Annotated in this window: 22 protein-coding genes; 13 read left to right on the plus strand and 9 right to left on the minus strand. The window is 65.2% G+C overall.

The annotated features are described in order from the left end of the window. The first annotated feature begins 73 nt into the window (after window positions 1–73). Window positions 74–1186, plus strand: a complete 1113-nt coding sequence (locus Q1J79_RS17860; RefSeq protein ID WP_300303041.1) for an NAD(P)/FAD-dependent oxidoreductase — start codon at window positions 74–76, stop codon at window positions 1184–1186. Beyond that, window positions 1183–2055: an SMP-30/gluconolactonase/LRE family protein gene (locus tag Q1J79_RS17865; protein ID WP_300303043.1), complete on the plus strand. Its 873-nt coding sequence runs from the start codon at window positions 1183–1185 to the stop codon at window positions 2053–2055. Before Q1J79_RS17860 ends, Q1J79_RS17865 begins: the two co-directional genes overlap by 4 nt. Here the strand turns inward: Q1J79_RS17865 and Q1J79_RS17870 are convergent. Continuing rightward, the gene (locus tag Q1J79_RS17870) at window positions 2042–2977 is read right to left on the minus strand and encodes a fumarylacetoacetate hydrolase family protein (protein ID WP_300303045.1); all 936 of its coding nucleotides are present in this window, start codon (window positions 2975–2977) and stop codon (window positions 2042–2044) included. The genes Q1J79_RS17865 and Q1J79_RS17870 overlap by 14 nt on opposite strands. A gap of 6 nt (window positions 2978–2983) precedes the next feature. Beyond that, window positions 2984–3760 (minus strand): cyclase family protein, encoded by a 777-nt coding sequence (locus Q1J79_RS17875; protein ID WP_300303047.1) that lies wholly within the window; start codon window positions 3758–3760, stop codon window positions 2984–2986. 125 nt (window positions 3761–3885) lie between these two features. Here Q1J79_RS17875 and Q1J79_RS17880 point away from each other — a divergent pair, with 125 nt between their 5' ends. Genes Q1J79_RS17880 through Q1J79_RS17910 form a run of 7 tightly spaced genes read left to right on the plus strand, consistent with a single transcriptional unit; the run spans window position 3886 to window position 11186 of the window. Then, the gene (locus tag Q1J79_RS17880) at window positions 3886–4620 is read left to right on the plus strand and encodes an FCD domain-containing protein (protein ID WP_300303049.1); all 735 of its coding nucleotides are present in this window, start codon (window positions 3886–3888) and stop codon (window positions 4618–4620) included. Window positions 4621–4648: 28 nt separating this feature from the next. Continuing rightward, window positions 4649–5719, plus strand: coding sequence for a C4-dicarboxylate TRAP transporter substrate-binding protein (locus Q1J79_RS17885; protein ID WP_300303051.1), 1071 nt, complete (start codon window positions 4649–4651; stop codon window positions 5717–5719). A gap of 35 nt (window positions 5720–5754) precedes the next feature. After that, window positions 5755–6249 (plus strand): TRAP transporter small permease subunit, encoded by a 495-nt coding sequence (locus Q1J79_RS17890; RefSeq protein ID WP_300303053.1) that lies wholly within the window; start codon window positions 5755–5757, stop codon window positions 6247–6249. Further along, on the plus strand, window positions 6246–7559 hold the full coding sequence (locus Q1J79_RS17895; RefSeq protein WP_300303055.1) for a TRAP transporter large permease: 1314 nt from the start codon (window positions 6246–6248) through the stop codon (window positions 7557–7559). Before Q1J79_RS17890 ends, Q1J79_RS17895 begins: the two co-directional genes overlap by 4 nt. Before the next feature lies 1 nt (window position 7560). Further along, the gene (locus Q1J79_RS17900; protein WP_300303057.1) at window positions 7561–8592 is read left to right on the plus strand and encodes an SMP-30/gluconolactonase/LRE family protein; all 1032 of its coding nucleotides are present in this window, start codon (window positions 7561–7563) and stop codon (window positions 8590–8592) included. Next, window positions 8589–9167, plus strand: a complete 579-nt coding sequence (locus tag Q1J79_RS17905; protein WP_300303058.1) for a cupin domain-containing protein — start codon at window positions 8589–8591, stop codon at window positions 9165–9167. Before Q1J79_RS17900 ends, Q1J79_RS17905 begins: the two co-directional genes overlap by 4 nt. A gap of 18 nt (window positions 9168–9185) precedes the next feature. Then, complete coding sequence (locus tag Q1J79_RS17910; protein ID WP_300303060.1) at window positions 9186–11186, plus strand: acetoacetate--CoA ligase; 2001 nt, start codon at window positions 9186–9188, stop codon at window positions 11184–11186. On the opposite strand, the gene Q1J79_RS17915 is transcribed toward Q1J79_RS17910, so the two are convergent. Further along, on the minus strand, window positions 11183–12091 hold the full coding sequence (locus Q1J79_RS17915) for a DMT family transporter (protein WP_300303062.1): 909 nt from the start codon (window positions 12089–12091) through the stop codon (window positions 11183–11185). The two genes, Q1J79_RS17910 and Q1J79_RS17915, sit on opposite strands and share 4 nt — an antisense overlap. 164 nt (window positions 12092–12255) lie before the next feature. Between Q1J79_RS17915 and Q1J79_RS17920 the strand changes: the two genes are divergently transcribed. Continuing rightward, the gene (locus Q1J79_RS17920) at window positions 12256–14502 is read left to right on the plus strand and encodes a molybdopterin cofactor-binding domain-containing protein (protein WP_300303064.1); all 2247 of its coding nucleotides are present in this window, start codon (window positions 12256–12258) and stop codon (window positions 14500–14502) included. Here Q1J79_RS17920 and Q1J79_RS17925 read toward each other — a convergent pair. From Q1J79_RS17925 to Q1J79_RS17950, 6 genes are all read right to left on the minus strand, one after another. Further along, on the minus strand, window positions 14499–14876 hold the full coding sequence (locus tag Q1J79_RS17925) for a DUF1850 domain-containing protein (protein ID WP_300303066.1): 378 nt from the start codon (window positions 14874–14876) through the stop codon (window positions 14499–14501). The two genes, Q1J79_RS17920 and Q1J79_RS17925, sit on opposite strands and share 4 nt — an antisense overlap. Continuing rightward, window positions 14876–16969 (minus strand): TRAP transporter permease, encoded by a 2094-nt coding sequence (locus Q1J79_RS17930; protein WP_300303068.1) that lies wholly within the window; start codon window positions 16967–16969, stop codon window positions 14876–14878. Before Q1J79_RS17930 ends, Q1J79_RS17925 begins: the two co-directional genes overlap by 1 nt. 84 nt (window positions 16970–17053) lie before the next feature. Then, on the minus strand, window positions 17054–18016 hold the full coding sequence (locus Q1J79_RS17935; protein WP_300303070.1) for a TAXI family TRAP transporter solute-binding subunit: 963 nt from the start codon (window positions 18014–18016) through the stop codon (window positions 17054–17056). Window positions 18017–18064: 48 nt separating this feature from the next. Beyond that, window positions 18065–19897: a hypothetical protein gene (locus tag Q1J79_RS17940; RefSeq protein ID WP_300303072.1), complete on the minus strand. Its 1833-nt coding sequence runs from the start codon at window positions 19895–19897 to the stop codon at window positions 18065–18067. A gap of 65 nt (window positions 19898–19962) precedes the next feature. Continuing rightward, window positions 19963–22614, minus strand: coding sequence for a glycosyltransferase (locus tag Q1J79_RS17945; protein ID WP_300303074.1), 2652 nt, complete (start codon window positions 22612–22614; stop codon window positions 19963–19965). Window positions 22615–22810: 196 nt separating this feature from the next. Next, window positions 22811–23296 carry an Lrp/AsnC family transcriptional regulator gene (locus tag Q1J79_RS17950; protein WP_300303076.1) on the minus strand — a complete coding sequence of 162 codons (486 nt, stop codon included), beginning with the start codon at window positions 23294–23296 and terminating at the stop codon, window positions 22811–22813. 129 nt (window positions 23297–23425) lie between these two features. Here Q1J79_RS17950 and Q1J79_RS17955 point away from each other — a divergent pair, with 129 nt between their 5' ends. From Q1J79_RS17955 to Q1J79_RS17965, 3 genes are read left to right on the plus strand one after another with little or no spacing between them, the layout of a single operon-like run. After that, window positions 23426–24403 (plus strand): DMT family transporter, encoded by a 978-nt coding sequence (locus Q1J79_RS17955; protein WP_300303078.1) that lies wholly within the window; start codon window positions 23426–23428, stop codon window positions 24401–24403. 5 nt (window positions 24404–24408) lie between these two features. Further along, window positions 24409–24786, plus strand: a complete 378-nt coding sequence (locus tag Q1J79_RS17960) for a VOC family protein (protein ID WP_300303080.1) — start codon at window positions 24409–24411, stop codon at window positions 24784–24786. A 7-nt stretch (window positions 24787–24793) separates the two neighbouring features. After that, complete coding sequence (locus Q1J79_RS17965; protein ID WP_300303082.1) at window positions 24794–25987, plus strand: aminotransferase class I/II-fold pyridoxal phosphate-dependent enzyme; 1194 nt, start codon at window positions 24794–24796, stop codon at window positions 25985–25987.

Raw genomic sequence — 25987 nt, forward strand, 5'->3', positions numbered from 1 at the left:
TATCCGGACAGGGCTTGCCATGGCCCGCCACCCTGCCGATAAGGGAAAGTATCGAGCGGGAGAATGGCGGCAGATGGATACGGTCGAGTGTCTGGTGATCGGGGCCGGCGTGGTGGGTTTAAGCGTGGCCCGTGCCCTGGCCCGGCGTGGCCGCGAGGTCGTGATTGCCGAGGCCGCCGACCTGATCGGCAGCGAGACCAGTTCCCGCAATTCCGAAGTGATCCATGCCGGCATCTATTATCCGGCCGGCAGCCTGAAAGCCCGCTTCTGCGTGGCCGGCAAGCAGGCGCTGTACGCCTATTGCGCCGAGCGCGGCATTGCCCATCGGCGCTGTGGCAAGCTGATTGTCGCTGCAGACGATGCACAGATCGCCGACCTGGAGGTGTTGAAACAGAAAGCTGTGGCCAATGGCGTGGCTGACCTGCAGTGGCTCAGCCGCGACCAAGCCCTGGCGCTGGAGCCCCAGCTTCATTGCGTCGCCGCCCTGCTCTCGCCCTCCACCGGGATCATCGACAGTCATGGCCTGATGCTGGCCTTCCAGGGCGAGGCGGAAGACCATGGCGCCATGCTGGCACTGAGTTCGCCCGTGCTGCGCGGCGCGGCGGCGAATGATGGCATTGTGATCGAAACCGGCGGGCGTGAGCCGATGCGGCTGAAGGCCCGGCTGGTCATCAATGCCGCCGGCCTCTCGGCGCAGCGCATCGCGGCATCCATCGAGGGCATCCGGGCCGAGAGCGTGCCAGGTTGCCATTATGCCAAGGGCAATTACTTCATCCTCTCGGGAATGAAGCCGCCGTTTTCGCGGCTGATCTACCCGGTGCCCGAACCCGGCGGATTGGGTACCCATGTCACCATAGACCTGGGCGGCCAGATGCGTTTCGGGCCAGATGTGGAATGGGTGAAGAGCATCGACTACGCAGTCGATCCGGCCCGGGGTGAAAAATTCTACGCCGCCGTGCGGCGCTACTGGCCCGGCCTGCCCGATGGCGCGATCCAGCCCGGCTATGCCGGTATCCGCCCGAAGTTGTCCCCGTCCGGCGGCAAGGCCGATGACTTCGTCATCCATGGCCCCGAGCAGACCGGCCTGCCCGGCCTGATCAACCTGTTCGGCATCGAAAGCCCCGGACTCACGGCATCGCTGGCGCTCGGGGACTATGTCGCCGACCTGGCCGAGGCAGCGGGATGACAGCGGCCTGCATCCTCGATGGCGGCTTCGACCTGGCGGAATCGCCGGTCTGGTCGGTCGCGGAGCAGGCCCTGTGGTTCGTCGACATCAACGCGCGCGCCCTGCATCGCTTCGATCCCGTCACCCTGTCACACGAACACTGGGCAATGCCGGCCGCCATCGGCTGCATCGCACTGGCCCGCGACGGCGGCATGGTCGCCGCGCTGCGCGACGGTCTCTACCGGTTCGATCCTGCCAACGGCCGGCATCAGTTGCTGGCCGCTGCGCCATACGATCGCACGCTGATGCGCTTCAACGACGGCCGCTGCGACCGTCAGGGCCGCTTCTGGGCCGGCACCATGACGGATGATCGGCGGCCGAATGGCGCGCTCTATCGCCTCATTGGCACCCGCTTCCATGAGGAAAAACTGCCTGGCCCGATCGCCACATCAAACGGACTGGCCTGGAGCCCGGATGGCCGCGTGATGTATCACGCCGACACCCCGGCCATGCAGGTGCATGCCTACGACTACGACATCGCCACGGCAGGACTGTCGAACAAACGGCTGTTTCTCGACCTGCGCGCCAAGGGCGAGCGGCCCGATGGCGCCACGGTGGACGGCGCAGGGAATTACTGGCTGGCGCTCTATGGCGCCGGCAAGGTGGCGCAGTTCTCAGCTTCAGGCGAACGTCTGCGCGAGATTCAGCTGCCGGTGAAGGCGCCAACCATGCCCTGCTTCGGCGGGCCCGATCTGCGCACCCTGTTCATCACCACCGCACGGCAGAAACACACGGACGAGGAATTGGCGCAGATGCCGCTGGCCGGCGGCATCTTCAGTATCCGTGTCGATGTGCCGGGATTGCCCGAGGCCCTGTTTACTTCTGCCTGACCACGCGGTTGCGCAGGATGCCGATCTTCTCGACTTCCAGCTCCACCACGTCGCCATCCTTCAGATAGCGGCCATGCTCCAGGCCGCAGCCATCGCCCACCGTGCCCGAGCCGAAGAATTCGCCCGGATACACCGTCTCGTCAGCCGAGACGCGGGCCAGCAGGTCCTCGAAGGTGTGGTGGATGGTGCTGGAATTGCTGTCGCACCAGGTCTCGCCATTCACGCGGGCCTGCATGCGTAAGCTGTAGGGATCGCCGATCTCGTCCAGCGTCACTAGGAATGGCCCCATGCTGTTGCCGGTATCGAAATCCTTGCCCTTGCAGGGGCCCAGCATGCTCTGCATCTCGATGCTCTGGGCATCGCGCGCCGAGAAGTCGTTGAAGATGGTGAAGCCGAAGATATGGTCGCGCGCTTCCGACGGTTTGATGTTCTTGCCGCCCTTGCCAAGGAAAAAGCCGAATTCCAGCTCGAAATCCATCACCTGGCTGTAGCGCGGCCAGATCACGTCGCCATCCGGCCCGTTCACCGAGAAGCGGTTGGATTTGTAGTAGATCGGAATCTGGTACCAGGTCGGCGCCACCTTGATCATACCCAGCTTGACCAGCAGCGGCCCCAGCAGCGGCTTGCGCATGATGGCGATGCGCTCCATCGCCTGCTGCACATGCTTCTCGAACAGCATGGAATCGCGGATCTGCTCGGGCACCGGCACCGGCGCATGCAGCTTGGCCTCGTTCAGCGGCATGCGGATTTCCGCCTTCTCCTGCAGGACGCGGGCTTTGGCCTTGGCCTCGTCGCCACCCTTGATGATGGAGAGGATGTCCGGAAAGGCATCGCCCAGGTCGACGATACTGGCGCCGTCGCTGGTGAGCACGCCGGGACGCATGGAACCGCGCGCCGGATGGCTGAAAGTGCAGAATTTCATGTCTGGTTATTCCTCAAAAATCGCGACGGCGCGGGTCCAGCCGGCGGAGGCGCCGCGGATCTTGTGCGGGAAGCAGGAGATGGTGAAGCCAAACGGTGGCAGCACTTCAAGGTTATGCAGCTTCTCCAGATGGCAATAGCCGATATGGCGGCCAGCCTTGTGGCCTTCCCAGATCAGCGACGCATCGTGGCTGTCCTTGAATTTCTCGGCGGTATGCACGAAGGGGGCGTCCCAGCTCCAGGCATCCGTGCCGGTGACGCGCACGCCACGCTCCAGCAGGTACATCGTGGCTTTATAGCCCATGCCGCAGCCGGTGCTGACATAGCTGGGCTGGCCATAGGCCTTGCCGGCCGCGGTGTTGACCACGACGATGTCGTGTTCCTTCAACTCATACCCGATGCGCTTCAGTTCTGCCTCGACATCCTTGTCCGTGACGACATAACCATCGGGAAACCGCGTGAAATCGAGCTTCACGCCATCGCCGAAGCACCAGTCCAGCGGCACCTCGTCGATGGTCCAGGCCCGTTCGCCATGGTTCATGGTCGAATGGAAATGATACGGCGCATCCAGATGCGTACCATTGTGGGTGTTCAGCGTGACATTCTCGACCGCCCAGCCTTCCGCGTCGGGCAGGTCTTCTTCCTTCAGGCCGGGGAAGAACTTCACCACATCGGCCGCGCTCTGCTGGTGGCGGATATACTCGATCCTGGGACTGAAGCCCGGCGGATCGGACTGCACGTCGTTTTCAAGGTAGATGGAGAGGTCGACAAAACGCCGGGGCATGGTTCCTCCTTGGCCGGTTCTGACTGGCGGCTTGTACAGCCCATAATAACGACGAGAATCTATTTTGTCGATTTTTTTTCTTTTTATCGTTGACAGCCTGCCCTTCAGCCTTCCAGATTGACCACATGACCGACGGGAGGACAAAGGCGGATATCCGCGATCTGGCAGCCGAAGCCGGCAGCCTGACCGAATTTGCATACCGCAATATTCGCTCCGACATCATTGCCGGCCTCTTCCCGCCCGGTGCCAAGCTGCAGATCGACGAACTGAAAACCCGCTACGGCCTGAGCGCCAGCCCGCTGCGCGAGGCGTTGGCCCGCCTGATCAGCCAGGGCTTTGTGTCCGTGGAAAGCCAGCGCGGCTTCCGCGTCGCCGCCATGAGCCCGGAAGACCTGGCGGATATCACCATTGCCCGCCAGGTAATCGAGACCGCGGCGCTGAAGCGCGCCATCGAACGCGGCAACGATGAATGGGAAGCCGCCATCCTGGCTGCCTATCATCGCCTTGACCGCTATGTCGCCCGCCTGGGCGGCCGGCCGGTAGAGAACCTGACCGAATTCGGCGAGCTGCACAAAGCCTTTCACAACGCCCTGATCGCCGCCTGCGGCTCGCCACGGCTGCTGGACGAACAGGGCCGGCTCTACGACCAGGCCGAGCGCTACCGCCACGGCATGATGCAGAATTTCCTGGTCGAGCAGGGCCGCGGCATCATGGACGAGCACCACCAGCTGATGGATCTCGTACTGGCGCGCAATGCCGAGGCCGCCTGCGCCATGCTGCACCATCACTTAAGCCATACTTACGATTTCTGTTTCGGCGACGGCCGAACCAACAGCACGGAGAAAGCCGTCAAAGCATAACCGCGGATAACTTTCGGGAGGAAACCAAATGACCGCGATCAAAACCATCGCCTGCACCCTTGGAGCCACGGCTGCCATTCTGCTGACCGGCGCCGCGCAGGCGCAAACTGTCAAGATGACGGCGATCGCCGGCCATCCGCCCGCCCTGCCCTGGGTGAAGCTGGCCGACGAATTCTTCATCCCCGAGGTCGACAAGCGCCTCGCCGCCGCCGGCAGCAAAACCAAATTCGAATGGACCAAGGCCTGGGGCGGCACCGCCGTCAAACTGGGCAGCGAATCCGGCGCGGTCAAGGATGGCCTGGCCGAACTGGCTTTCGTCTCAACCATTTTCGAAGCGCCGAAATTCCCGCTGCAGAACGTGTCTTACGTCGCTCCGTTCATGACCGATGACATCGCCGTGATTGCCAAGGTGATCAAGACCATGCAGGCCAAGATTCCGGCGATGTCGGATGCCTGGACCAAGAACAACATGGTCTTCCTCGGCGGCACCGGCCTGGACAGCTATCATCTGTTCACCAAAACACCGATCAACAAGCTGGAAGACCTCAACGGCAAGAAGATCAACGCCCCCGGCCCCTCGGCCAACTGGGTCAAAGGCACCGGCGCCGTCGCCGTCGCCGGCTCGCTGCAGACCTATTACAACGACATCCAGACCGGCGTGACCGAAGGTGCGCTGACCTTTGCCACCGGCGCCTTCCCGATCAAGCTGACCGAGGTGGCGCCGCATATCACCAAGGTGAATTACGGCGCCCAGTTCGCCGGCGCCCTGGCGATGAGCAAGCGCGTCTATGACAAGCTGCCGGCCGACGCGAAGAAGATCGTCATGGAAGTCGGCGCCGAATACGATGCCAAGCTCTCCGCCCTGCTGACGGCCACGTCGGTGTCCCTGATGCAAAAGATGGTGGAAGGCGGCGCCAAGGTGCGCGAACTCTCGCCGGCGGAGCGCAAGCAGTGGGCCGCGGTGCTGCCCAATGTCGCCCTGCCCTGGGCCAAGGATCTGGACGCCAAGGGCCTGCCCGGCACCCAGGTCCTGAATGAGTTTGTCGCCCAGATCCGCGCCGCCGGGGTGCAGTTCCCGCGCGACTGGTCGAAAGAATAATAAAACCGACACGAAATCAATCGGTGGTGCCGTCGATGTTTTCCCGTCTGCTGGGGGCGATGAACGCCCTCGGCACCGTGTGGATTTTCCTCCTCATGGTGTTGATCAATAGCGACATCCTTGGACGCGAGCTGTTTTCCAGCCCGGTCCGCGGCACCACCGAATTGCTGTCGCTCTCCATTGTCGGCATCGTCTTCCTGCAGCTTGGCCATACCCTGATGGTTGGCCGCATGACGCGTTCCGACATGGTGATCGAAACCCTGCTGATTAAGCGACCGCGCGCTGGCCATGCCCTGCAGGGCCTGTTCGCCCTGCTCGGCGTTATTTTTCTCGCCATCATTTTCTGGGGCAGCATCGCGCCGTTCCAGGAAGCCATCGAGATCGGTGAATATGTCGGCGCCGCCGGCGATTTCACCGCGCCGACCTGGCCGATCCGGCTGCTGATCCTGATCGGTTCGGCTGCCACCGGGCTGCAATATCTGATCATGGCCTGGCAGGATTTCCGTTTCGTTTTTGCAGGTGGCAAATGACCGGCCTTGAGATTGGTTTCCTTACCCTGGCCGGCATGATGCTGCTGATCTGGCTCGGCCTGCATGTCGCCGTCGCCCTTGGCCTCACGTCCTTCGTCGGCGTCTGGCTGATCAAGGATAGCCCCGAGGTCGCCACCTCCATGCTGGCCCAGGGCGCGTCGGACGCGGTCGCCAGCCATATCTTCGGCGTCGTGCCGCTGTTCGTGCTGATGGGTTTCCTGGTTTCGATCGCCGATATCGGCAAGGATGCCTTCGAGGTCGCCAACCAGGGCCTGCGCCGCCTGCGTGGCGGACTGGGCATCGCCACCGTCGCGGCCAACGCGGTGTTTGCCGCCATCACCGGCATCTCGATCGCCTCGGCCGCCGTGTTCACCCGCGTCGCCGTGCCCGAGATGCTGCGCTACGGCTACAAACCCGGTTTCGCCACCGGCGTGGTGGCCGGCTCCTCCGTGCTGGGCATGCTGATCCCGCCCAGCCTGCTGATGATCCTGTATGGCTTCCTCGCCGAGGTCTCGGTCGGCAGCATGTTCATGGCCGGCGTCGTGCCCGGCCTGCTGCTGGCGCTCACTTATGCCATCGGCATCATGCTGATGGCACGCTTCTGGCCGTCTTATGTCGGCGGACGACCCGAAGGCGATGCCGGTCACGAAACCCTGATGGGCGGTCGCGAGATGGCCGCCAAGCTGCTGCCGATCATGGCATTGATTGCTGCCGTTCTGGGTGGCATCTATGCCGGCTTCTTCACCGCCACCGATGCCGGCGCCGTGGGCGCCGCCGGGGCGCTGCTGATCGCGCTGTGGAAGCGCAAGCTGGACAACAGGAAATTCTGGCAGGTTCTGGTCGAAACCGGCCACGTCACCGTCGCCGTCTCTTTCCTGATCGTCGGCGCCAGCCTTTATACCCGCATGCTGGCGCTTTCCGGCGTGCCGCAATTCCTGGTTTCCGAGATCAGCGCCGCCGGCCTCGGCCCCTTCGCCTTCCTCGCCGTCTATATCCTGCTGATCGTCATCCTCGGCTGCTTCATCGACTCCAGCTCGATCCTGCTGATCGTGCTGCCGCTGATGCTGCCCATCGCCAGCGGTTTCGACATGAACCTGATCTGGTTCGGCATCATCACCATCGTCGCCGTCGAGATCGGCCTGCTCACCCCGCCCTTCGGCCTCAGCGTCTTTGTCATCAAGAGTACGCTGAACGACTCACGCATCACGTTGCGCGCGATCTTCGTTGGCACGCTGCCCTTTGCCGCGATCATGCTGCTGACCCTGATCATCCTGGTACTGTTCCCCAAACTCACCCTGGCCCTGGTGTGACATGCCCGCCGCCAATCCGCTGCATGGCTTTCGCCTCACCCGCGATGACCTGAACTTCGTCGGCCGCGACCTGCAGCGGCCGGAATGCATCCTGGCCGAACCCGACGGCACGCTGTGGTCGGCCGATGCCCGTGGTGGCGTGATGTGGATTTCGCCTGATGGCAGCCAGCGCCTGATCGCCCAGCAGGCCGACAGCCACTTTGCCGGCACCACCGACCTGGCCAAACGCTTCACCGAGGGCACCCTGCCCAATGGCCTGGCCTTTGCCCGCAACGGCGACATCCTGATCTCGAATTTCGGCACCGACCGGCTGGAGGTGATGGATCGCGAAGGCCGCAGCCGCGTGCTGTATGACAGCATCGACGGCCGGCCAATCGGCAAGGTCAATTTCGTGCTGCGCGACTCGAAAGACCGCGTCTGGCTTACCGTCTCCACCCGCATCAAGAACTGGATGGAAGCGATCCGCCCCGGCATAGATGACGGTTTCATTGCGCTGGCCGACGAGCGTGGCCTGCGCATCGTGGCCGATGGCCTGCATTTCACCAACGAGATCCGTTTCGACGCCCGCGAGGAATATCTCTACGCGGTGGAAACCTGCGGCCGCCGCATCACCCGCTTCCGCGCCAACGCGGACGGCAGCCTGGGCAACCGCGAGATTTTTGGCCCCGGCGATTTCGGCCCGGCCGGCTTCCCCGATGGCTGCGCCTTCGATTCTTTCGGCAATCTCTGGGTCACCCTGGTGATGGCCGAGAAGCTGATCGCGCTCACGCCCGAGGGCGAGATGCTGACTCTGTTCGACGATGGCAACCCGCAGGCCATCGCAGCCCTTGAGGCCGCCTATCAGGCCGGCGCGACCACGCCCGAGCTGATGATGGCCACCCGCAGCAGCGTCACGCCCTGGATCGCCAGTGTCACCTTCGGCGGCCCCGACCTGCGCAATGCCTATATCGGCACCCTGTTTGGCACCAATATCCCGTGGTTCCGCAGCCCGGTTGCCGGCCTGCCCATGGTGCACTGGAAGGACCGCCCATGAACCGCACGCCCCGCCGCATCGTCACCGGCCATGATGCCAACGGCAAATCCGTCGTCGCCATGGATACCGCCATGCAGCCGACGCTGGAAAAACCCGAGATCGGCGTCGCCTTCTACGAAATCTGGAACACCAGTGGCAGCCCGGTGCGCGTCGACAACGGCGCCGATCCGACTGCTCGCCCGCTGCAGATCGAACCGCCGCAACAGGGCAGCATCATCCGCTTCGTCGATTTCGGCCCGAAACAGGCCGCCCGCCCGCCCATGACGCGCGAGATGGCAGAGGCTGCCTTCGCCATGGTTGGTTCGGCCCATGCCTCGACCTGGAAGCCCGACAGCCCGCATCCGATGATGCACCGCACGGAATCGGTGGATTACGGCATCGTGGTGTTCGGCGAGATCGTGCTGGTGCTGGACGATGGCTCGCGCACGCATCTGCAGGCCGGCGATGTGGTGGTGCAGCGCGGCACCGACCATGCCTGGGAAAATCCGTCAGAGACCAATCCCGCCCGCATGGCTTTCATCCTGCTGGATGGTGCATTTTCGCCCGAGATCGCTAAGCTGATCGAGAAGGCCTAGACGTTCTCCGGAGGAAACATGAGCGCGAGTGACGCCCCAGCCCTGTTATGGTCCCCCTCGGCCGATCGGATCGGCCGCAGCCGGCTGCGCCATTACATGGACTGGCTGAAGCGCGAGCGTGGCCGCGATTTCGCTGATTACGATACGTTGTGGCGCTGGTCGGTCAGCGATCTGGAAGGCTTCTGGGCCTCGCTGTGGGATTACTTCGAGATCAGGGCCCATAAGCCCTATACGAAAGTTCTGGGCAAACGCGAGATGCCCGGCGCGGAATGGTTCACCGGCGCCGAGGTGAATTTCGTCGACCAGGTGCTGCGGCACGAAACCGATGCGCGGCCGGCCATTCTTTTTGCTTCGGAAGCCCAGCCGCTGCGCCAGATGTCGTGGCGCGAGATGCATGAAAAAGTCGGCAGCATGGCCGCCTATCTGCGCGGCAAAGGCATCCGGCGCGGCGACCGCGTGGTGGCCTATGCGCCGAACACGCCGGAAACCATCATCGCCTTCCTCGCCACCGCCAGCCTCGGCGCGATCTGGTCGGTCTGCTCGCCCGATATGGGCCTGAACGCGGTGCTCGACCGTTTCCGCCAGATCGAACCCAAGGCGCTGTTTGCCGTGCCGTCCTGCGACTACAACGGCAAACACCACGACAAAGGCGAGGTGCTGGCCGAGATGGTCGCCGCCCTGCCCAGCCTGGCCGACCTGATCCTGATGCCGGGGCAGGAAAGTACATTCCTGGGCAGCCACGCCATGCCGACGAATGTCCGCATCGGCAACTGGGCCGACATCGTTGCCAGGCCCGCCGAATTAAAAGTCGAACCGGTGCCGTTCGACCATCCGCTCTGGGTGGTCTATTCATCCGGCACCACCGGCCTGCCCAAGCCGATCGTGCACGGTCATGGCGGCATCCTGATGGTCATCATGGCGATGATGGCCCTGCATAACGACATCGGGCCTGACGATGTCTATCACTGGTATTCCAGCACTGGCTGGATCATGTGGAACGCCCAGGTTTCGGGCCTGCTGGTCGGCGCCACCATCGCCATCTACGACGGCGCGCCGAGCCATCCAGACTGGACAACTCTCTGGCGCTTCGCCGGCGAAACGAAGGCCACCTTCTTTGGCGCCGGCGCGGCCTTCTATGCCAATTGCCAGAAGGCGGGCGTGCAGCCGCGCCAGATCGCCGACCTGTCGCATCTGCGTAGCGTCGGCTCGACCGGATCGCCGCTGTCGGAAGAGTCTTACGCCTGGATTTACGGCGAGCTCGGCCAGGATGTCTGGCTGACCTCGATTTCCGGCGGCACCGACTTTGCCGGCGCTTTCGTGGCCGGCTGCGTCATGCTGCCGGTCTATGCCGGCGAGATGCAGGTGCGTTGCCTCGGCGCCGACATCCAGGCTTATGACGATCAGGGCAAACCACTCGACAACGAGGTGGGTGAACTGGTCTGCGTCTCGCCGATCCCGTCCATGCCGCTGTTCCTGTGGAACGACAAGGACGGCCAGCGTTATCGCGACAGCTATTTTGACATGTATCCCGGCGTCTGGCGCCATGGCGACTGGATCAGGATCACGCCGCGCGGTGGCGCGGTGATCTACGGTCGGTCGGATGCCACCATCAACCGCTATGGCCTGCGGCTGGGCACGGCGGAAATCTACCGCGCGGTGGAGGAACTGCCCGAGGTGCTCGACAGCCTGGTGATCGATCTCGAATACCTGGGCCGTGAATCCTACATGCCATTGTTCGTGGTACTGCGGCCCGGCATCGCGCTGGATGCCGCCCTGAAGGACCGCATCAACCAGGCAATCCGCAAGGCGGTCTCTGCACGCTTCGTGCCCAACGACATCTTCCAGGTGACCGAGGTTCCGCGCACCCTGTCGGGCAAGAAGCTGGAAGTGCCGGTGAAGAAGATCCTGCTCGGCCAGCCGGCCGAGAAGGTTTCCAATCCCGGCACCATGGTCAATCCAGGCAGCCTGGTCTGGTTCGTCGATTTCGCAGCGAAGCGCGCCGCCAGTTCGGCGGCCTAGCCGGCCTTGAGCTGCGCGCGGCGCGCCAGCAGGATGCCGCCCAGCACCACGACGCCACCCGCCATCTGCAGCGGCTGCAGCCCCTCGCCCAGCCAGAGCCAGCCGAAGAAGGCGGCCGCCACCGGCTGGATCAGCACCACCAGCGAGGAAAACGATGCCGGCAGGTGGCCTAACGCATAGGCGATCAGGCTCTGGCCCAGCGCATGACTCAGCCAGGCCAGGCCAAACAGCGTCGCCCAGCCGGTCAGCGTCGGCGGCAGCAGGCCCTCGCCCATCACCCACACCACCGGCAGCAGGGCCAGGCCGCTGACCAGGCTGGACCACAGCATCAGCTGCTGCGTGCTGTGCCGGCCGCGCAGCTTGGCCACCGCGATCATGTAGGCGCCGTAGAAGATCGCCGTGGTGAAAGCCAGCATGTCGCCGAACACATAATCGCCGCCAAGCTGGAAACTGGCTCCCACCAGCATCAGCGCGCCGCAGATCGACACCAGTAAGGCGACCAGGAAGGATGGCGTGATCTTCTCGCGCAGCACCAGCCAGGCGCCCAGCGTGACGATCACCGGCGCGAAATTGCTCAGCAGCGTGGCATTGGCCACGGTGGTGTACTGGATCGACAGGTGCCAGAAGAACAGGTCGCCGGCGAACAGCAGGCCGGGAATCAGGATCAGGCCCAGCGGCGGCAGGCCCGGCGCATCCATGCTTTTCGCGCTGGCCGGGCGGAACTGCCAGAACAGCCACAAAGGCGGCACGGCCAGGATCGTGCGGTAGAAGCCGGTCGCGGTCGGCCCCACTTCCGACAGGCGCACGAAGATCGGCGAAAAGGCGATGGCAAGCGCGCCGATCACCAGGCCGGCCAGGGCAAGGCGCTGGCCGCGGGTGGCGGCGGTGACAGACGGGGAGGACATGGCGAACGGCGTTGTTATGGTTGATGTACCGGCTTAGCCCTGCCGCGCCGGAAACTCAACCGCGACATTGTCACCCGATTGCCTCTTTCGTCTTGCCATTGCCGGCTTGGAGCCGGCCGGTCCGGCCTGTATCCTGCCATGGTCCGCAGCTTCGGGAGACGCCAATGCCTTCCGCCCGCCCCATTCGCCGTGCCGGCGCTTTTTCGCCCACCCGTCGCAGCCTGCTGCGTGCCGCAGGACTCACGGCCGGCGGGCTGCTGATCGGTATCGCCCTGCCGGCGCCAGCGCGCGGCCAGACCACGGTATCCGTGCCACTGGTCGCCCGGCTCAATGCCTGGCTGCATATCGGCCGGGACGACCGTATCACGTTTCTGATCGACCGCTCCGAGATGGGCCAGGGCGCCCATACCGGGCTGGCCACCCTGCTGGCCGAGGAGCTCGGGATCGATCCCCTGAAAGTCATCATCCGCAACGCGCCGGCCGACAAGGCCTACCGCAATGTCTATATGATCAAGAGCATGCTCAGCGGCGGCAAGGCAGAAAGCTTAAGCGGCCTGCCGCTCTGGGGCCTGGAGCAGCTTGGCCGCCTGATCGGCCAGCAGGTGACCGGCGGTTCGACCTCGATCCGCGGCGGCTTCGACAGTCTGCGCCGGGCCGGGGCCGAAGCCAGACTGCGCCTGGTGCAGGCCGCCGCCGAACGCTGGAAAGTTCCGGCGCCGGAATGCGACGCGGCCGACGGCATGGTGCTGCACAAACCGAGCAATCGCAGCCTGAGTTACGGAGCATTGGCGGACGCGGCTGCGGCCCTGGATGCGCCGGACAACCCGCCGCTGAAACCACGCGGCCTCTGGCGGCTGATCGGCCAGCATGACAAGCGCGTCGATACCGCCGCCAAAATCGACGGCAGCGCCGATTTCGGCCTCGACATACGCGAGCCTGACCTGTTGTTCGCCGCCATCCGCTGGGCGCCGGCCTTCGGCGCCATGCTGAAATCGCTCGACGATAAAGCCGCCCTCGCCCGCCCCGGCATCAAGGCGGTGGTGCGCCTGCCGGATGGCTTCGCCGTGGTGGCCGACAATACCTGGCGCGCCATGCAGGCCTGCGATGCCGTGACGGCGGAATGGACGCGGCCGGAGGTTGATGGCGGCTTCGACGACGCGATGCTGTGGCGCCGGCTAAACGCTCTCGTCGACACCGAAGGCAAGGAGGCGCACAAAGCCGGCGATGCCGACCGGGCGCTCGGCGCGGCGGCCACCGTGATCAGCGCCGATTATCAGTTGCCGTTCCTGGCCCATGCCACCATGGAGCCGATGAATGCCACGGTGCGGATCGGCCCCGATGGCGTCGATGTCTGGGCGCCGACCCAGGCCCAGACCATGGCGCAGAAGGCTGCCGCCTCGGTTACCGGCGTGTCGGAAGATCGCGTGCGCATCCACACCACCTATCTGGGCGGCGGGTTCGGCCGGCGCGCCGAGGCCGATTTCGTCGCCGTGGCCGCCACCGTGGCCAAGGCGGTCACCGGCAAGCCGGTGCAGGTGATGTGGCCCCGCGAACAGGACATGCGGCGCGATTTCTACCGGCCCGCCGCCCTGCATCGCGTCAAGCTGGGCCTCGATGGCCAGGGCCGGCTGGTGGCCTGGAAGCATGCGCTGGCCTCGCCCTCGATCATGAAACGCATCCTTGCCGCCGCCACCTGGCTGGGACCGGACGAGACCGCCATCGAGGGCTGCCTGGATGGCACCTATGCGATTCCCAACACGGCGCTGAAATACGTTGCCGTCGATACCCCGGTGCCGGTCGGCTTCTGGCGTTCGGTCGGCCATTCCCATTCCGCCTTCGTCAAGGAAAGCCTGGTCGACGAGGCCGCCCATGCGGCGAAGCAGGGCCCGCTTGAGTATCGCCTGCAGATGCTCGCCGCCCGGCCGCGCCATCGCCGCGTGCTGGAGCTGGCGGCCGGGAAAGCCGGCTGGGGCACGGCTTTGGGCGAAGGCCAGGGTCGCGGCATCGCCCTGCATGAAAGCTTTGGCAGCATCGTCGCCATGGTGGCGCAGGTGACAATGCGCGATGGCAACCTGGCGATCGACCACATCACCATCGCCGCCGATGCCGGTACGGTGGTCAACCCGGCCATCGTGAAGGCGCAGTTGTCCGGCGGTGCGGTCTTCGGCCTCACCGCCGCGTTGCACGGCAAGGTCTCCCTGAAGGATGCCGCCGTGCAGGAAGGCAATTTCGATTCTTACCGCATGCTGCAAATGGCCAACACGCCGCCCATCGAGGTGCATCTGGTGGAGAGCGACGCCCCGCCCGGCGGCATCGGCGAGCCCGGCGTGCCGCCGGTGGCGCCGGCGCTGACCAACGCGATCTTCGCCGCCAGCGGCAAGCGCCTGCGCGCGCTGCCGGTCGTCCTTTAAGGACAGGGTTTCAGGATCGCGTCCTGGTCAGGCGCGCTGCCGGGGAAGTAACTGCCGACATCGCGGCAGCTTCCCTTGATGCAGATCTGCCAGTCGGCGCCGGTGTAACCCGAGCGCGTCAGGATCAGCTCAGGCTGTGGCGGGCGCTGCGGGCGCCAAGCCCAGAAGCCGTTTTCGAGTCTCGCGCCTTCGCCCGGTTCCATGCCGGCGCCGCTGCCCTGCACGGCGGCGCGTTCAAGCTGCAGGCCGGCCGATGTGGCGCGCCAGCTCTCGCGCCACTCGGTTTTCTGCACGCTGTGGGTCCAGCGCAGCTCGGTTGCATCGACGCCAAGCGCGACCATCGCCGCGCCCAGCACGAGGCAGAGGCCAGGCATCAGGCCGCCGTGGTTTTGGCCCGCCGGATCTTCCACCAGTGGAAGACAAGGAAGCTGACGGTGAGCGCCGCCGCGATCTCGTCGGTAACCGGCAGGGCCACCACGAACAGGAAGGCTGCCGCCGTCGCCCAGATGCGTTCCGGCCAGCTCATCGGGCCAAGCAGCCAGGCGCTGGCGGCGCCGCCCCACAGGCCAACCGCGATCACCGCCTTGAACAGCACATAGGCGGTATCGAACCAGGTGCCGCCCTGCAGCATCAGCGCCGGCGTATAGACCGCCATGAACGGCACGACATAACCGGCAATGCCGATCTTGGTCGCCGTCACCGCGATTTTCATATGGCTTTCCTTGGCGATCGACGAGGCGGCGAGCGCGGCGAGCGCCACCGGCGGCGTCAGATCGGCCATGATGCCGAAGTAGAACACGAACATGTGGCTGACGATCAGCGGCACGCCCATTTCCAGCAGCACCGGCGCAGCCATCGAGCTGGTGATGATGTAGTTCGGGATGGTCGGCAGGCCGGTGCCGAGGATCAGGCAGGCCACCATGGTCATGATCAGGGCCAGCAGCAGGTTGTCGCCGGCCACCGCCAGGATGCCGCGCGCGATGGCATTGGCCAGGCCGGTCATCTGCATGATGCCGATCAGGATGCCGACCAGCGCGCAGGCCATGCCCACGCCGAGCGCGCCCTTGGCCGCGTCGGCGAAGCTGTGCAGCAACAGCCGCTGCGCCTCCAGGCCGCCCTTGACGAACCAGGTGGTGACGATCAGCACGGCAATCAGCGTGACAGCCGCCACCTCGATGCGCAGGCCGATCACCTGATAGAGCATCGCCGCGGCCAGGCCGAGCACGATCCAGAAGACGAAGCGCAGCAGGATGCTGCGGGTCGTGACCGTGGCCTGCTGGCCGAGGATCAGGATGGCGGTCAGCGCCATGCCGATGGTGCCGGCGAACAGCGGCGTGAAGCCGGTGAACAGCAGATAGACCAGCACGCCGAGCGGCAGCAGCAGATACCATTGCTTGCGGATCGCCGTCAGTGCGTTCGGGCATTCCGATTTCGGCATGCCGGTCAGGTTGCGGCGGCCGGCCTCCAGATGCACCATCCAGAAGGCGGAGCCGAAGTACAGCAGCGCCGGGATCACCGCGGCCAGCGCGATATCGGAATATGGCACGCCGATCGTCTCGGCCATGATGAAGGCCACCGCGCCCATCACCGGCGGCATGATCTGGCCGCCCATCGAAGCGGTCGCCTCGACCGCGCCGGCGAAACGTGGCGTATAGCCGAAACGCTGCATCAGCTTGATGGTGAACTGGCCGGTGGTCAGCACGTTGGCGACGCCCGAGCCGTTGATGGTGCCCATCAGGCCCGACGAGATCACCGCCACCTTGGCCGGACCGCCCTTCTGGTGACCCACGGTGCCGAGCGCGATGTCGTTGAACAGCTGGATCATGCCGGCGCGCTCGAGCAGGGCACCGAACAGGATGAACAGGAAGATGAAGGTCGCCGAGACGAAAGTCGGCGTGCCATAGATGCCTTCGGTGCCGAGGAACAGCGTGTCGATCACCTGCTCGATGTCGAAGCCACGATGCACCAGGAAGCCCGGCAGCTCACGACCGAACAGGGCATAGGGAATGAAGATGGCGCAGATCAGGGGCAGCTCCCAGCCCATGATGCGGCGCGCGCCTTCGACCACCAGCGCCACCACGATGGCGCCGACAATCAGGTCGACCAGGATCGGATCGCCGGCGCGCAGGATCAGGTCGGCTTCGAACACCCAGTGGTAAAAGGCCAGCGCGAACCCGAGCAGGCCAAGCGCCCAGTCATACCAGGGCACGCGGTCGCTGCTTTTGCCGTGGCGATAGCGGAACAACACGAAGGTGAGCAGCAGCAGAAAGCCGACATGCAGGCTGCGCAGCACCTGGGAGGAGAGCGGGCTGAACGCCGCGGTGATGATCTGGAAGAAGGTGAATACGACGGCAATGTAGAACACCGCCTTGCCGTGCCAGCCGACCAGCTGGGTCAGGCCATGCGTCGGATTCTCGCGATCGATGATGGCCGGGGTCTCTTTATCGGCGGCGTTGCTGGCGGTCATGGTACGCTTCCCCTCTTGGATACTGAAACGCCGGCGCCCTGGCTTTCGCCTCGGCGCCGGCGCTGTAATCAGGCAGCCGATCGCTTACTTGATCATGCCCTTTTCCTTGTAATACTTCTCGGCGCCCGGATGCAGCGGCACCGGCGGGTTCGCCGCCATGGCTTCCTTCTTGATGCCCTTGGCCGCGGAATGCGCGGCATAAAGCTGATCAAGACCCTCGACCATCGCCTTGGTCATCTTGTAGGCGAGGTCATTGCTGACCTTGTCGGTGGAGACGAAGTAATTGCCGACCGCGGCGGCCGGCACGGCGGCGTCCTGGCCCTTGTAGGTCCCGGCCGGGATCGTGTCGGTGAGGTAGGCCGGATCGCCGATCTTCTTCACCACGTCGGCCGGAACCGGCACGATGACGATATCGACCGAGTTGGCGAGGTCGCGGATCGAGGCGACGCCCAGGCCCGCCGACTGCAGGGTGACGTCGAGCTGGCGGTTCTTCATCAGGTCGACCGACTCGCCGAAGCCGAGATACTCGACCTTGGAGAAATCCTTGTAGGTCAGGCCGGCGGCGCCCAGCACGGCGCGGGCATTGATCTCGGTCCCCGATTTCGGGGCGCCGACGGAAATGCGCTTGCCCTTCAGGTCAGCCAGGGTCTTGATGCCCGAATCCTTGCTGGCGACGATCTGGATGTAGTTGTTGTAGGCGGCGGCGATCACCCGCAGCGAGGTCAGCTTCTGCGGGAAACCCGTTTCGGCATCGCCCTTCCAGGCATTCGAAAGCGTGTCGCCGAGCGTCAGCGCGATCTCGCCCTTGCGGGTATTGAGCAGATTCAGGTTCTCAACGCTGGCCTTGGTCGGCTGTACCTGGATTTTCGCACCCGGCATGGCCTTGGTGTAGACGTTCGACAGCGCAACGCCGATCGGATAATAGGCGCCCGAGGTACCACCAGTCAGAATGTTGACGAAATCCTGCGCCTTGGCCGCACCTGCAGTGACGGCAAGGGACAGGGACAGCGCCGCGGCAGCGACAAATCTCCGGCGGGTATGGCTCATAAGGTTCCTCCCAGAACTTACGTTGCGTCAAACAGGTGAGCGTCGGTTTTACCGGCTGGGGGAGGATTGGGCAATTGCTTTGTCCGCCAGTCCGGCCCCGGCCGAGGCGGCCGCCCGCGCGGTCAGCAGGTTGCCCAGCAAGGGCAGCGCATAGAGGGCCATGATCGCGCACCAGTAGATTGCCTCGCGGTTGTGCAGGGTCTCGATCAGCAGCACCAGCACCGGCAGGCAAAGCAGCAGGAAGCCCAGCACGGCCTCCCAGCCGAAACGGGGATTGCTCCCGGCCTGCGCGGCCGGGCGAACGAAGCCGGCCGCCAGGGCAAAGCGCGCCGCACCGGTCTCCCGCCTGCTGGTTAGCAGACGCAAAACGATGAAGCCGGTGATCGGCAGCAGAAAATAGTCGATCGGAAAATCGCGATAGCGGCCGGCCACCACCAGCATGACGCCGTGATAGACGGCCCACAATGCCAGCAGGCCATAGATCCATTCGGCAAGCCGCGCGCGTTGCAGGGTGGCGTGGCTGGCCAGCGTCGCAGCCGGAACGCGGGCGCGGCCGGCTCCGAGATACAGCGGCGCGAAGCGACGGACCTCGGCAAGGCCGGCACCCAGCGGACGCAATGGCCCCGCTGGCCGATCGCTCCCGCCCAGGCGATCGAGCAGTTCGGCGAACAGCAGCGCGGCGAACACGCCCTGCACCGAGGCCAGCACGGCGAATTCGATCAGATGCCGGGGCGAATAATTGTATTCCAGGCCGTGTTCGATGGCGGCCGCCAGCAGCACGGCGAGCGCCTGCGCGAACAGCACGGCGGTGAGCATGGCGCGCGGCGGCAGGGCCGCCAGCTGCTGCGCCCGCACCACCATCAGGATAAGCCCCAGCAGCAGCGACAGGCCGGCGAATAGCGGCCATTCCGGCAGGTCGGAGACCATGCCGCCGACGTCGAATTTCGGCTGCCGGACTTCGTCGAGCACGCCCCAGGCGGCGCCGACGGTGCCTTCCAGCCGCTCCTTCCAGGGTTGGTCGAAGGCCTCGACCAGGTTGTAGGAGAGCTTCTCGCGTTCGGCCAGTTGCAGGAAATCGGTGATGAAGCCGGCGGCCTCGATGGTCGAGGGAATCGCCTCGCGGCGCGAACGACCCTGGCTCGGCCAGCCGACTTCGCCAATCACCACCGGCTTGCCCGGCAGCTTGGCCTGCACCGTGCGATAGACCTCCATGATATGCGGCATGGAATGCGCGACGCTGATCGGCATATCCTCCCAGTAGGGCAGGAAATGCACGGTGACGAAATCGACCTCATCAAGCAGTTGCGGGAAGCGCAGCCAGAATTCCCATACATCGGCATAGGTCACCGGCTGCTTCACCGCCGCCTTGACCCGGCGGATCTGGGCAATCAGCTGATCGACCGTGAGATCCTTGCGCAGCAGCACCTCGTTGCCGACGATCACCGACTTGATGGTGCCGGGATAGCGGTTGGCCAGCCGGATGCCGGCGTCCACTTCGGCATCGTTGATTGCCGGCTCGCGGCCAAGCCAGATGCCCTGCATCACCTGCAGGCCGTATTTACCGGCTTTTTCCGGCACGACCTCCAGGCCCTCGCGGGCCGTGTAGGTGCGCACGCCTCTGGTGATGCCTTGCAGGCTGGCCAGATCCTCTTCCACCTGGGCCGCGCTGGGATAGATCTTGTCCAGCGGCCCCTGCCCGCGCCGGAACGGCGCGAAGGACAGGCTTTCGATCATGCCGACCTTGGGCCCGCCAGGATCATGCCCCACCTGCACCGGACGGTTCGGCCACCACCAGATCAGGATGGTAAGCGCCGCGCCCAGCGCGAGGCAGAGCAGCAACAGCAGGAAGCGGGTGGCCGTGTTCGGCCTCGGCGCATGCATGACTATCATCCGTTGGGCTTGGAGCTGGCGGCCGCCGTCACAGGAATCCGATCACCGTGATGCGATCATTGGGCCGGCGTACCCTGTGCGGGCGCCGAGGTGACGACTGGCGCGACGACCGGGGTCGCCTGGGCCGGCGCGGCCTCCTTGCTGGGCGGCTTGGGGGCCGTGCTGATCGCGGCCAGCACCAGCGAGGCCCAGTATGGCACCGACTGCGCCCACATCACGATGGCCCAGAGTCGCGCCTCCGGATCCTCGCCACCCTGGAAATTCCACATGCCGATGCCGGCCAGCACCAGCAGAGCCGCCAGCAGCACTTCTTCCTGCGCCATGATCAGGGCCTGCACGAAGGCGGCCTGGTCTTCATGCTTCGGCGTGCGAATGAAGGGCAGCTTGGAGGTGAACAGGCCAAACAGCATCGCCTTGGCGATGGTGTAGGTCAGCGCCAGGCCGGCGAGGCCGGCGCCCAGCCGCTGCCGCAGCGTGCAGGGCACGCGGATTTTGTAGAGCCAGAGGAACTGCGCCAGCTTGGCGCCGAACACCGCCACCACCGGCAGCAGGAACAGGGCCAGCGGCAGCTCGAAATATTTCGGCATCACCAGCACGCCAACCGTCCAGGCCAGCGAGGCGATGGCGAAGACCAGGCCCAGCGCATCGGCAAACCACGGCATCCAGCCGGTGACGAAATGGTAGCGCTGCATCGGATCGAGCTTGCGCTCGTCGCCCGGCAGCATGTCGCGCCAGTGCCGCTTGATGATCTGCACCGCGCCATAGGCCCAGCGGAAGCGCTGGCTCTTGTAGCCCGAGAAGGTGTCCGGCGTCAGGCCGTAGCCGAAGCGACGGTCGGTATAGATCGAATGCCAGCCGCCGGCCAGCAGGCGCAGGCCCATCTCGGCATCCTCGCAGATGCACCATTCGGCCCAGGGGCCGACATGCTCGATGGCGCTGCGGCGCACCAGCGTCATGGTGCCGTGCTGGATGATGGCGTCGCGCTCGTTGCGCTGAACCATGCCGATCTGGAAGAAGCCGGCATATTCCCAGTTGATGAATTCCTTGAAGGTGTCGTTCTTCCAGTCGTAATGATCCTGCGGCGCCTGCACGAAGCCGATGTCGGCGCGGTCGAAATACGGCACCAGCGATTTCAGCCAGTCGGGTTCGACCAGGTAATCGGCATCGATCACGCCGATGATCTCGACATCCTTCGCCGTGTTGCGCAGGGCGAAATTCAGCGCGCCGGCCTTGAAGCCCTGCAGCGGCGCGACATGGAAGAAGCGGAATTTGTCGCCGAGCTGGCGGCAGTATTCCTCGACCGGCCGCCACACCGCTTCGTCCTTGGTATTGTTGTCGATCACCAGCACTTCGTAATTCTGGTAATCCAGCCGCGCCAGCGCATCGAGCGTCTTCTTCAGCATTTCCGGCGGCTCGTTATAGGCCGGAATATGGATCGAGATCTTCGGCCAGGCGCGCTCGATATCGGTCTTGAACGGCAGGAAATGCCGCTGGCGCCGGCTGGCCCAGATCACTTCCGAAAGCTCCAGGCCTTCCGCCAGCACCACCATGAACAGCAGCAGCAGCAGCGGCAGCAGCATCGCCCACATCAGCGCGATGCCCGGACTCATGTAGGTGCGCAGGCCGGAATCGACCACCATGACCAGCGCGCTGGTCACGATCTGGATCAGCGCGATGAAGAAGAAGCGGCCGGAGAACCGCAGGTCGGACCAGCGCGCCAGGAACCACGCCATCAGCGGCAAGGCCAGCAGGATCGAGGCGGCCGCCAGCTGCGGCCAGTGCGGCCGGTCGCTGACCGGGCCGACCATGGGGAATTTCGGCGTGCGGTCGGCATTGTAGACGCCCCAGTAGGCGCCAACCGAGCCCTCGATGTTGCGCTTCCACGGCTGGTCAAAGGCTTCCTGGATGAAATAGTCGAGGCCACGCTGGTTGGCGATGTTGAGGAAGCCGCGCAGGAAGGCGGCCTGGGTGGTCGGACTCGGCAAGGCGTCGCGGCGGATGCGACCTTCCGACGGCCAGCCGATCTCGGTGATCACCACCTTCTTGGTCGGATAGGCGTCCTTGACCTGCTGGTAGCGCGACAATGCGTATTCAACGGCCTTGTCCGGCGCCTGGCCTTCCCAGTAAGGCAGCAGGTGGATGGCGATGAAATCGACTTCGCGGCCTAGCTGCGGATAGCGCAGCCAGATATCCCAGGTCTCGGCGGTGGAAACCTCGATATGCCTGTCGGCCAGTTCGGTGCGGACGCGGCGGATATACTGCACCAGATCCTGGATCGGCATGTCGGCGCGCAGCAGGGTTTCGTTGCCGACCAGCACGCGGCGGATGTTGCCGTGCGTGCGCGCGGCCTGCACCAGCGCCTCGATTTCCTGCTCGTTGCGCTCCAGCCGGCCATCCAGCCAGGTGCCCTGCATCACATCAAGGCCATAGCGGCCGGCGATCTTGGCGATCTCGCTCTGGCCATCCAGCATCGAATAGGTGCGGATCTGCTTCACCTGGCCGGCGAGCAGCTGCATGTCCTGCTCGATCTCGGCCTCGGAGGGGAATTTGTTGTTGCGCGGGTCCTGGTCGCCGCGGAACGGCGTGTAGTCGACGCCGTTCATCACCTCGCCCCAGGGACGCGGCTCGATCGGACGGTTCATGTAGGCCCAGCCGGCCAGATTGAGCACGGCAACGAGGAAGAGGACGAGAAGTCCCGAATAGCGCATGGCAGCCTGACAGCTAGAAACCCAACCCGATGACCCGCCTGGCAGCGCTCCGTATCGTTCCGGCCCGCCCCTGCCGGCGTTCCGGCGGGGCAGTGATTAGGCAGGCAATATGGCGGCTTTGCGGCGGTCGCCGGACTATACGGTGACGCCCGAAAAGAGTCGAGGGGACGGCGGTTTACCGGCCGCGCTGGACAGCTCAGTCCCGGCTCAGGTGGCCAAGCGGCAGGGCGGCGTCGGTTTTGACCGGGCGGATGACGAAATTCGACCGGACATCCTTCACCATCGGCAGGCTCAGCAGCCGCTCGGTCAACAGTTCCTCATAGGCCGCCAGGTCGGGCACCACCACCTCGGCGACGAAATCCGCCTCGCCCGACACCATATGGGCTGCCACCACTTCCGGAATTGCCTCCAGCAGGCGCTGGTGCATGGCGGCATTCTCGGTGGAATGCTTCTCAACCTTGATATCGACATAGACGGTCAGGCCAAGGCCGACCTTGCGGCGATCCAGCACCGCACGATAGCCGCGGATATAGCCCTCCTGCTCCAGCCGCTTGACCCGGCGCAGGCAGGGCGACGGCGACAGGCCGACTTCTGCCGCCAGGTCGACATTGCTCAGGCGGCCATCACGCTGCAGGGCGGCGAGAATCTTGTGGTCGAAGGCGTCCAGCGATGGATTTGGCATGATCTGCCTGAAAATGAACTATCAATAACAAAAGATTGCCGAAATCATCGCATAACAGGCAGAAATAGCAAGGACATGCCTGTACGCCCCGCGGCATTCTGCCGTCACCCCAGCTGAGAGATTCAGACCATGTCTGCCGATAGCTGCCTCGCCGACCCCGCCGCCCAAACACTGGCCAAACCGGCCCGTGCCGAACCGACCCGCCTCTTCGGGGCAGCGGCGGCCCTCTTCACCGTCATGCTGTGGGCTGCCGGGCTGGTCGCCACCCGCTTCGGCGTCACCGGCACCCTGTCGCTGTGGGATGTCGTGTTCCTGCGCCTCGCCCTGCCCGCGCTGATCCTGCTGCCGGTGTTGCTTCGGCATCCGCCCCGGCGGCCGTCTTCGGCGGCGGAGCAGCCGCGCTATCCGCTGGTGCTCGCCGTGCTGGTCGCCGGCTCCGGCCTGCCCTTCCTGCTGACCAGTAGCGGCGGCATGGTCTTCGCCCCCGCCGCCCATGCCGGCGCCCTGATGCCCGGCAGCATGCCGCTTTTTGCCGCCCTGCTGGCGGTGCTGCTGCTGGGCGAGCGCTTCACGCCGTCGCGCCGGCTTGGCATCCTGCTGATGCTGCTGGGCGCCATCGCCGTCGGCGGCTGGCAGATCCTGCACGATACCGGCAACACCTGGCGCGGCGACCTGATGTTCGTCGCCGCCGGCGCCATGTGGGCCTGCTACACCATCGCCATGAAAAAAAGCGGGCTGGGCGTCTGGCAGGCCGCCGCCGTGGTCTATGTCGCCTCCTTCCTGGCCTATGCGCCGGTCTATCTGCTGCTGGACAGCCGCCTGCTCGTGGCGCCGCTGTTCGAGGTCGGCGTGCAGGTGTTCCAGTCGGTTGCTTCCGGCCTGCTCAGCATGGCGGCCTATGGCTTCGCCGTGCGCCGGCTCGGCGCCGCCAGCGCCGCCGCCTTCGGCGCGCTGACCCCGGCGCTGACCGCCCTGCTGGCCATTCCGCTGCTCGGCGAATGGCCCGAGCTGGCCACCTGGGCCGGGATCGTCGCCGTCAGCCTTGGCGTCGCTCTGGCGAATGGCGCTGTCTCGGGTTATGCTCGATCTAACCAACAAAAGGGTTAGGCAAGATGTTCGACCATGTTTCCATCGGCGTGCGCGATCTTGCCGCCGCCGGCCGCTTCTACGACGCCGCGCTGCAGCCGCTGGGCTATACGCGGCTTTATGACGGGCCGCATGGCCTGGGATATGGCCGCGCCCGGCCGCAATTCTGGCTCGGGCAAAGCCCAAGCCCGGTGCCGCCCGACCCGCAATCCGGCCTGCATCTGTGTTTCCGCGCCGACACGCGCGGCGCGGTCGACGCCTTCCATGCCATTGCGCTGGCGCGGGGCGGGCATGACAATGGCGCGCCGGGCCTGCGCCCGCAGTATACGCCGACCTACTATGCCGGCTTCGTGCTTGACCTTGACGGCTACCGCATCGAAGCCGTCACCTTCTCGGTGGATTGACCCGGACATGCTTGCCCACGCCGACCGCGTTTTTGCCGCGCCCCAGCCCGCCCCACGCAGCGACGTGGAAATCTACCAGATGTGGGAGATCTTCAAGGCCGTGAATGCGCGGGTGAAGGCCGGCGGCCAGGTGGTCAACCTGCTGGTCGGCGAGCCGACCCTGCCGCCGCCGCAGGCCGCGATCGCCGCCGCCCAGCTGGCGCTGAGCAGCGGGCGGCAGCTCGGCTATACCGAAGCGCTCGGCATGCCGGCGCTGCGCGAGGGCATCGCCACGCTCTATCGCCGCCGCCACGGCCTGGCGATCCCGGCGTCGCGCATTGCGCTGACCATCGGCACCTCCTCGGGCTTCATGCTCGCCTTCCTCGCCTGCTTCTCCGCGGGCGACACGGTAGCGGTGGTCGAGCCGAGCTATCCGGCCTATCGCGGCACCCTGAAGGCGCTCGACCTGATCCCGCATCGCGTCGGCACCGATGCCGCGACGCGGTTCCAGGTCACGCCGCAGATGATCGAGGCGCTGCCATCGCACGTGAAAGGCATCGTGGTGGCCAGCCCGGCCAATCCGACCGGCACCATGCTGTCGGCGGCCGAACTGCAGGCGGTCTACGAGGCCTGCCGCCGCCGCGGCCTGTGGCTGATCGTCGACGAGCTCTATCACGGCGTCACCTACGACCGCCCGGCGGACACGGTTCTCGCCGCTGGCGACGAAGCCATCGTGATCAACGGCTTCTCGAAATACTGGGGCATGACCGGCTGGCGGCTCGGCTGGCTGGTGCTGCCCGAGCGCCTGGTGCCGCGCATCGAGGCTTTGCATGGCTCGTTGCAGATTTCAGCGCCGACCCTGTCGCAGCTCGCCGGCATCGCCGCGCTGGACTCCGACGCCGAATTGCAGGCCCGCGTGTTGGCCTACCAGCGCAATCGCGATGCCCTGCTGACGGCGCTGCCGCGTTTCGGCATCACGCGCTTCGCGCCGCCCGACGGCGCCTTCTACCTCTATGCCGATATCGGCGATTTCAGCGACGACAGCGTGGCCTTCTGCAAACGCATGCTGGAGGAAACCGGCGTGGTGACGGCGCCCGGCGTCGATTTCGACACCAGGGACGGCCACCGCTTCATCCGGTTTTCCTTCTGCATGGATGCCAGCGTCGTCGACGAGGCGATCCGCCGGCTGGAGCCCTGGTTCAAAAGCCTGAACCGGCGCTAA

The sequence above is a fragment of the Ferrovibrio sp. genome (assembly GCF_029255545.1).
In the GTDB taxonomy this organism is placed as follows: Bacteria; Pseudomonadota; Alphaproteobacteria; order Ferrovibrionales; family Ferrovibrionaceae; genus Ferrovibrio.

Bases quoted from the DNA above. Each gene is read 5' to 3' on its own strand.
- Q1J79_RS17900 (WP_300303057.1), top strand. From the start codon at position 7,561: ATGCCCGCCGCCAATCCGCTGCATGGCTTTCGCCTCACCCGCGATGAC.
- Q1J79_RS17955 (WP_300303078.1), top strand. From the start codon at position 23,426: ATGTCTGCCGATAGCTGCCTCGCCGACCCCGCCGCCCAAACACTGGCC.
- Q1J79_RS17880 (WP_300303049.1), top strand. From the start codon at position 3,886: ATGACCGACGGGAGGACAAAGGCGGATATCCGCGATCTGGCAGCCGAA.
- Q1J79_RS17895 (WP_300303055.1), top strand. From the start codon at position 6,246: ATGACCGGCCTTGAGATTGGTTTCCTTACCCTGGCCGGCATGATGCTG.
- Q1J79_RS17890 (WP_300303053.1), top strand. From the start codon at position 5,755: ATGTTTTCCCGTCTGCTGGGGGCGATGAACGCCCTCGGCACCGTGTGG.
- Q1J79_RS17870 (WP_300303045.1), bottom strand. From the start codon at position 2,977: ATGAAATTCTGCACTTTCAGCCATCCGGCGCGCGGTTCCATGCGTCCC.
- Q1J79_RS17915 (WP_300303062.1), bottom strand. From the start codon at position 12,091: ATGTCCTCCCCGTCTGTCACCGCCGCCACCCGCGGCCAGCGCCTTGCC.
- Q1J79_RS17930 (WP_300303068.1), bottom strand. From the start codon at position 16,969: ATGACCGCCAGCAACGCCGCCGATAAAGAGACCCCGGCCATCATCGAT.
- Q1J79_RS17875 (WP_300303047.1), bottom strand. From the start codon at position 3,760: ATGCCCCGGCGTTTTGTCGACCTCTCCATCTACCTTGAAAACGACGTG.
- Q1J79_RS17865 (WP_300303043.1), top strand. From the start codon at position 1,183: ATGACAGCGGCCTGCATCCTCGATGGCGGCTTCGACCTGGCGGAATCG.
- Q1J79_RS17905 (WP_300303058.1), top strand. From the start codon at position 8,589: ATGAACCGCACGCCCCGCCGCATCGTCACCGGCCATGATGCCAACGGC.
- Q1J79_RS17940 (WP_300303072.1), bottom strand. From the start codon at position 19,897: ATGCATGCGCCGAGGCCGAACACGGCCACCCGCTTCCTGCTGTTGCTG.
- Q1J79_RS17925 (WP_300303066.1), bottom strand. From the start codon at position 14,876: ATGCCTGGCCTCTGCCTCGTGCTGGGCGCGGCGATGGTCGCGCTTGGC.
- Q1J79_RS17935 (WP_300303070.1), bottom strand. From the start codon at position 18,016: ATGAGCCATACCCGCCGGAGATTTGTCGCTGCCGCGGCGCTGTCCCTG.
- Q1J79_RS17910 (WP_300303060.1), top strand. From the start codon at position 9,186: ATGAGCGCGAGTGACGCCCCAGCCCTGTTATGGTCCCCCTCGGCCGAT.
- Q1J79_RS17920 (WP_300303064.1), top strand. From the start codon at position 12,256: ATGCCTTCCGCCCGCCCCATTCGCCGTGCCGGCGCTTTTTCGCCCACC.
- Q1J79_RS17965 (WP_300303082.1), top strand. From the start codon at position 24,794: ATGCTTGCCCACGCCGACCGCGTTTTTGCCGCGCCCCAGCCCGCCCCA.
- Q1J79_RS17885 (WP_300303051.1), top strand. From the start codon at position 4,649: ATGACCGCGATCAAAACCATCGCCTGCACCCTTGGAGCCACGGCTGCC.
- Q1J79_RS17860 (WP_300303041.1), top strand. From the start codon at position 74: ATGGATACGGTCGAGTGTCTGGTGATCGGGGCCGGCGTGGTGGGTTTA.
- Q1J79_RS17950 (WP_300303076.1), bottom strand. From the start codon at position 23,296: ATGCCAAATCCATCGCTGGACGCCTTCGACCACAAGATTCTCGCCGCC.
- Q1J79_RS17945 (WP_300303074.1), bottom strand. From the start codon at position 22,614: ATGCGCTATTCGGGACTTCTCGTCCTCTTCCTCGTTGCCGTGCTCAAT.
- Q1J79_RS17960 (WP_300303080.1), top strand. From the start codon at position 24,409: ATGTTCGACCATGTTTCCATCGGCGTGCGCGATCTTGCCGCCGCCGGC.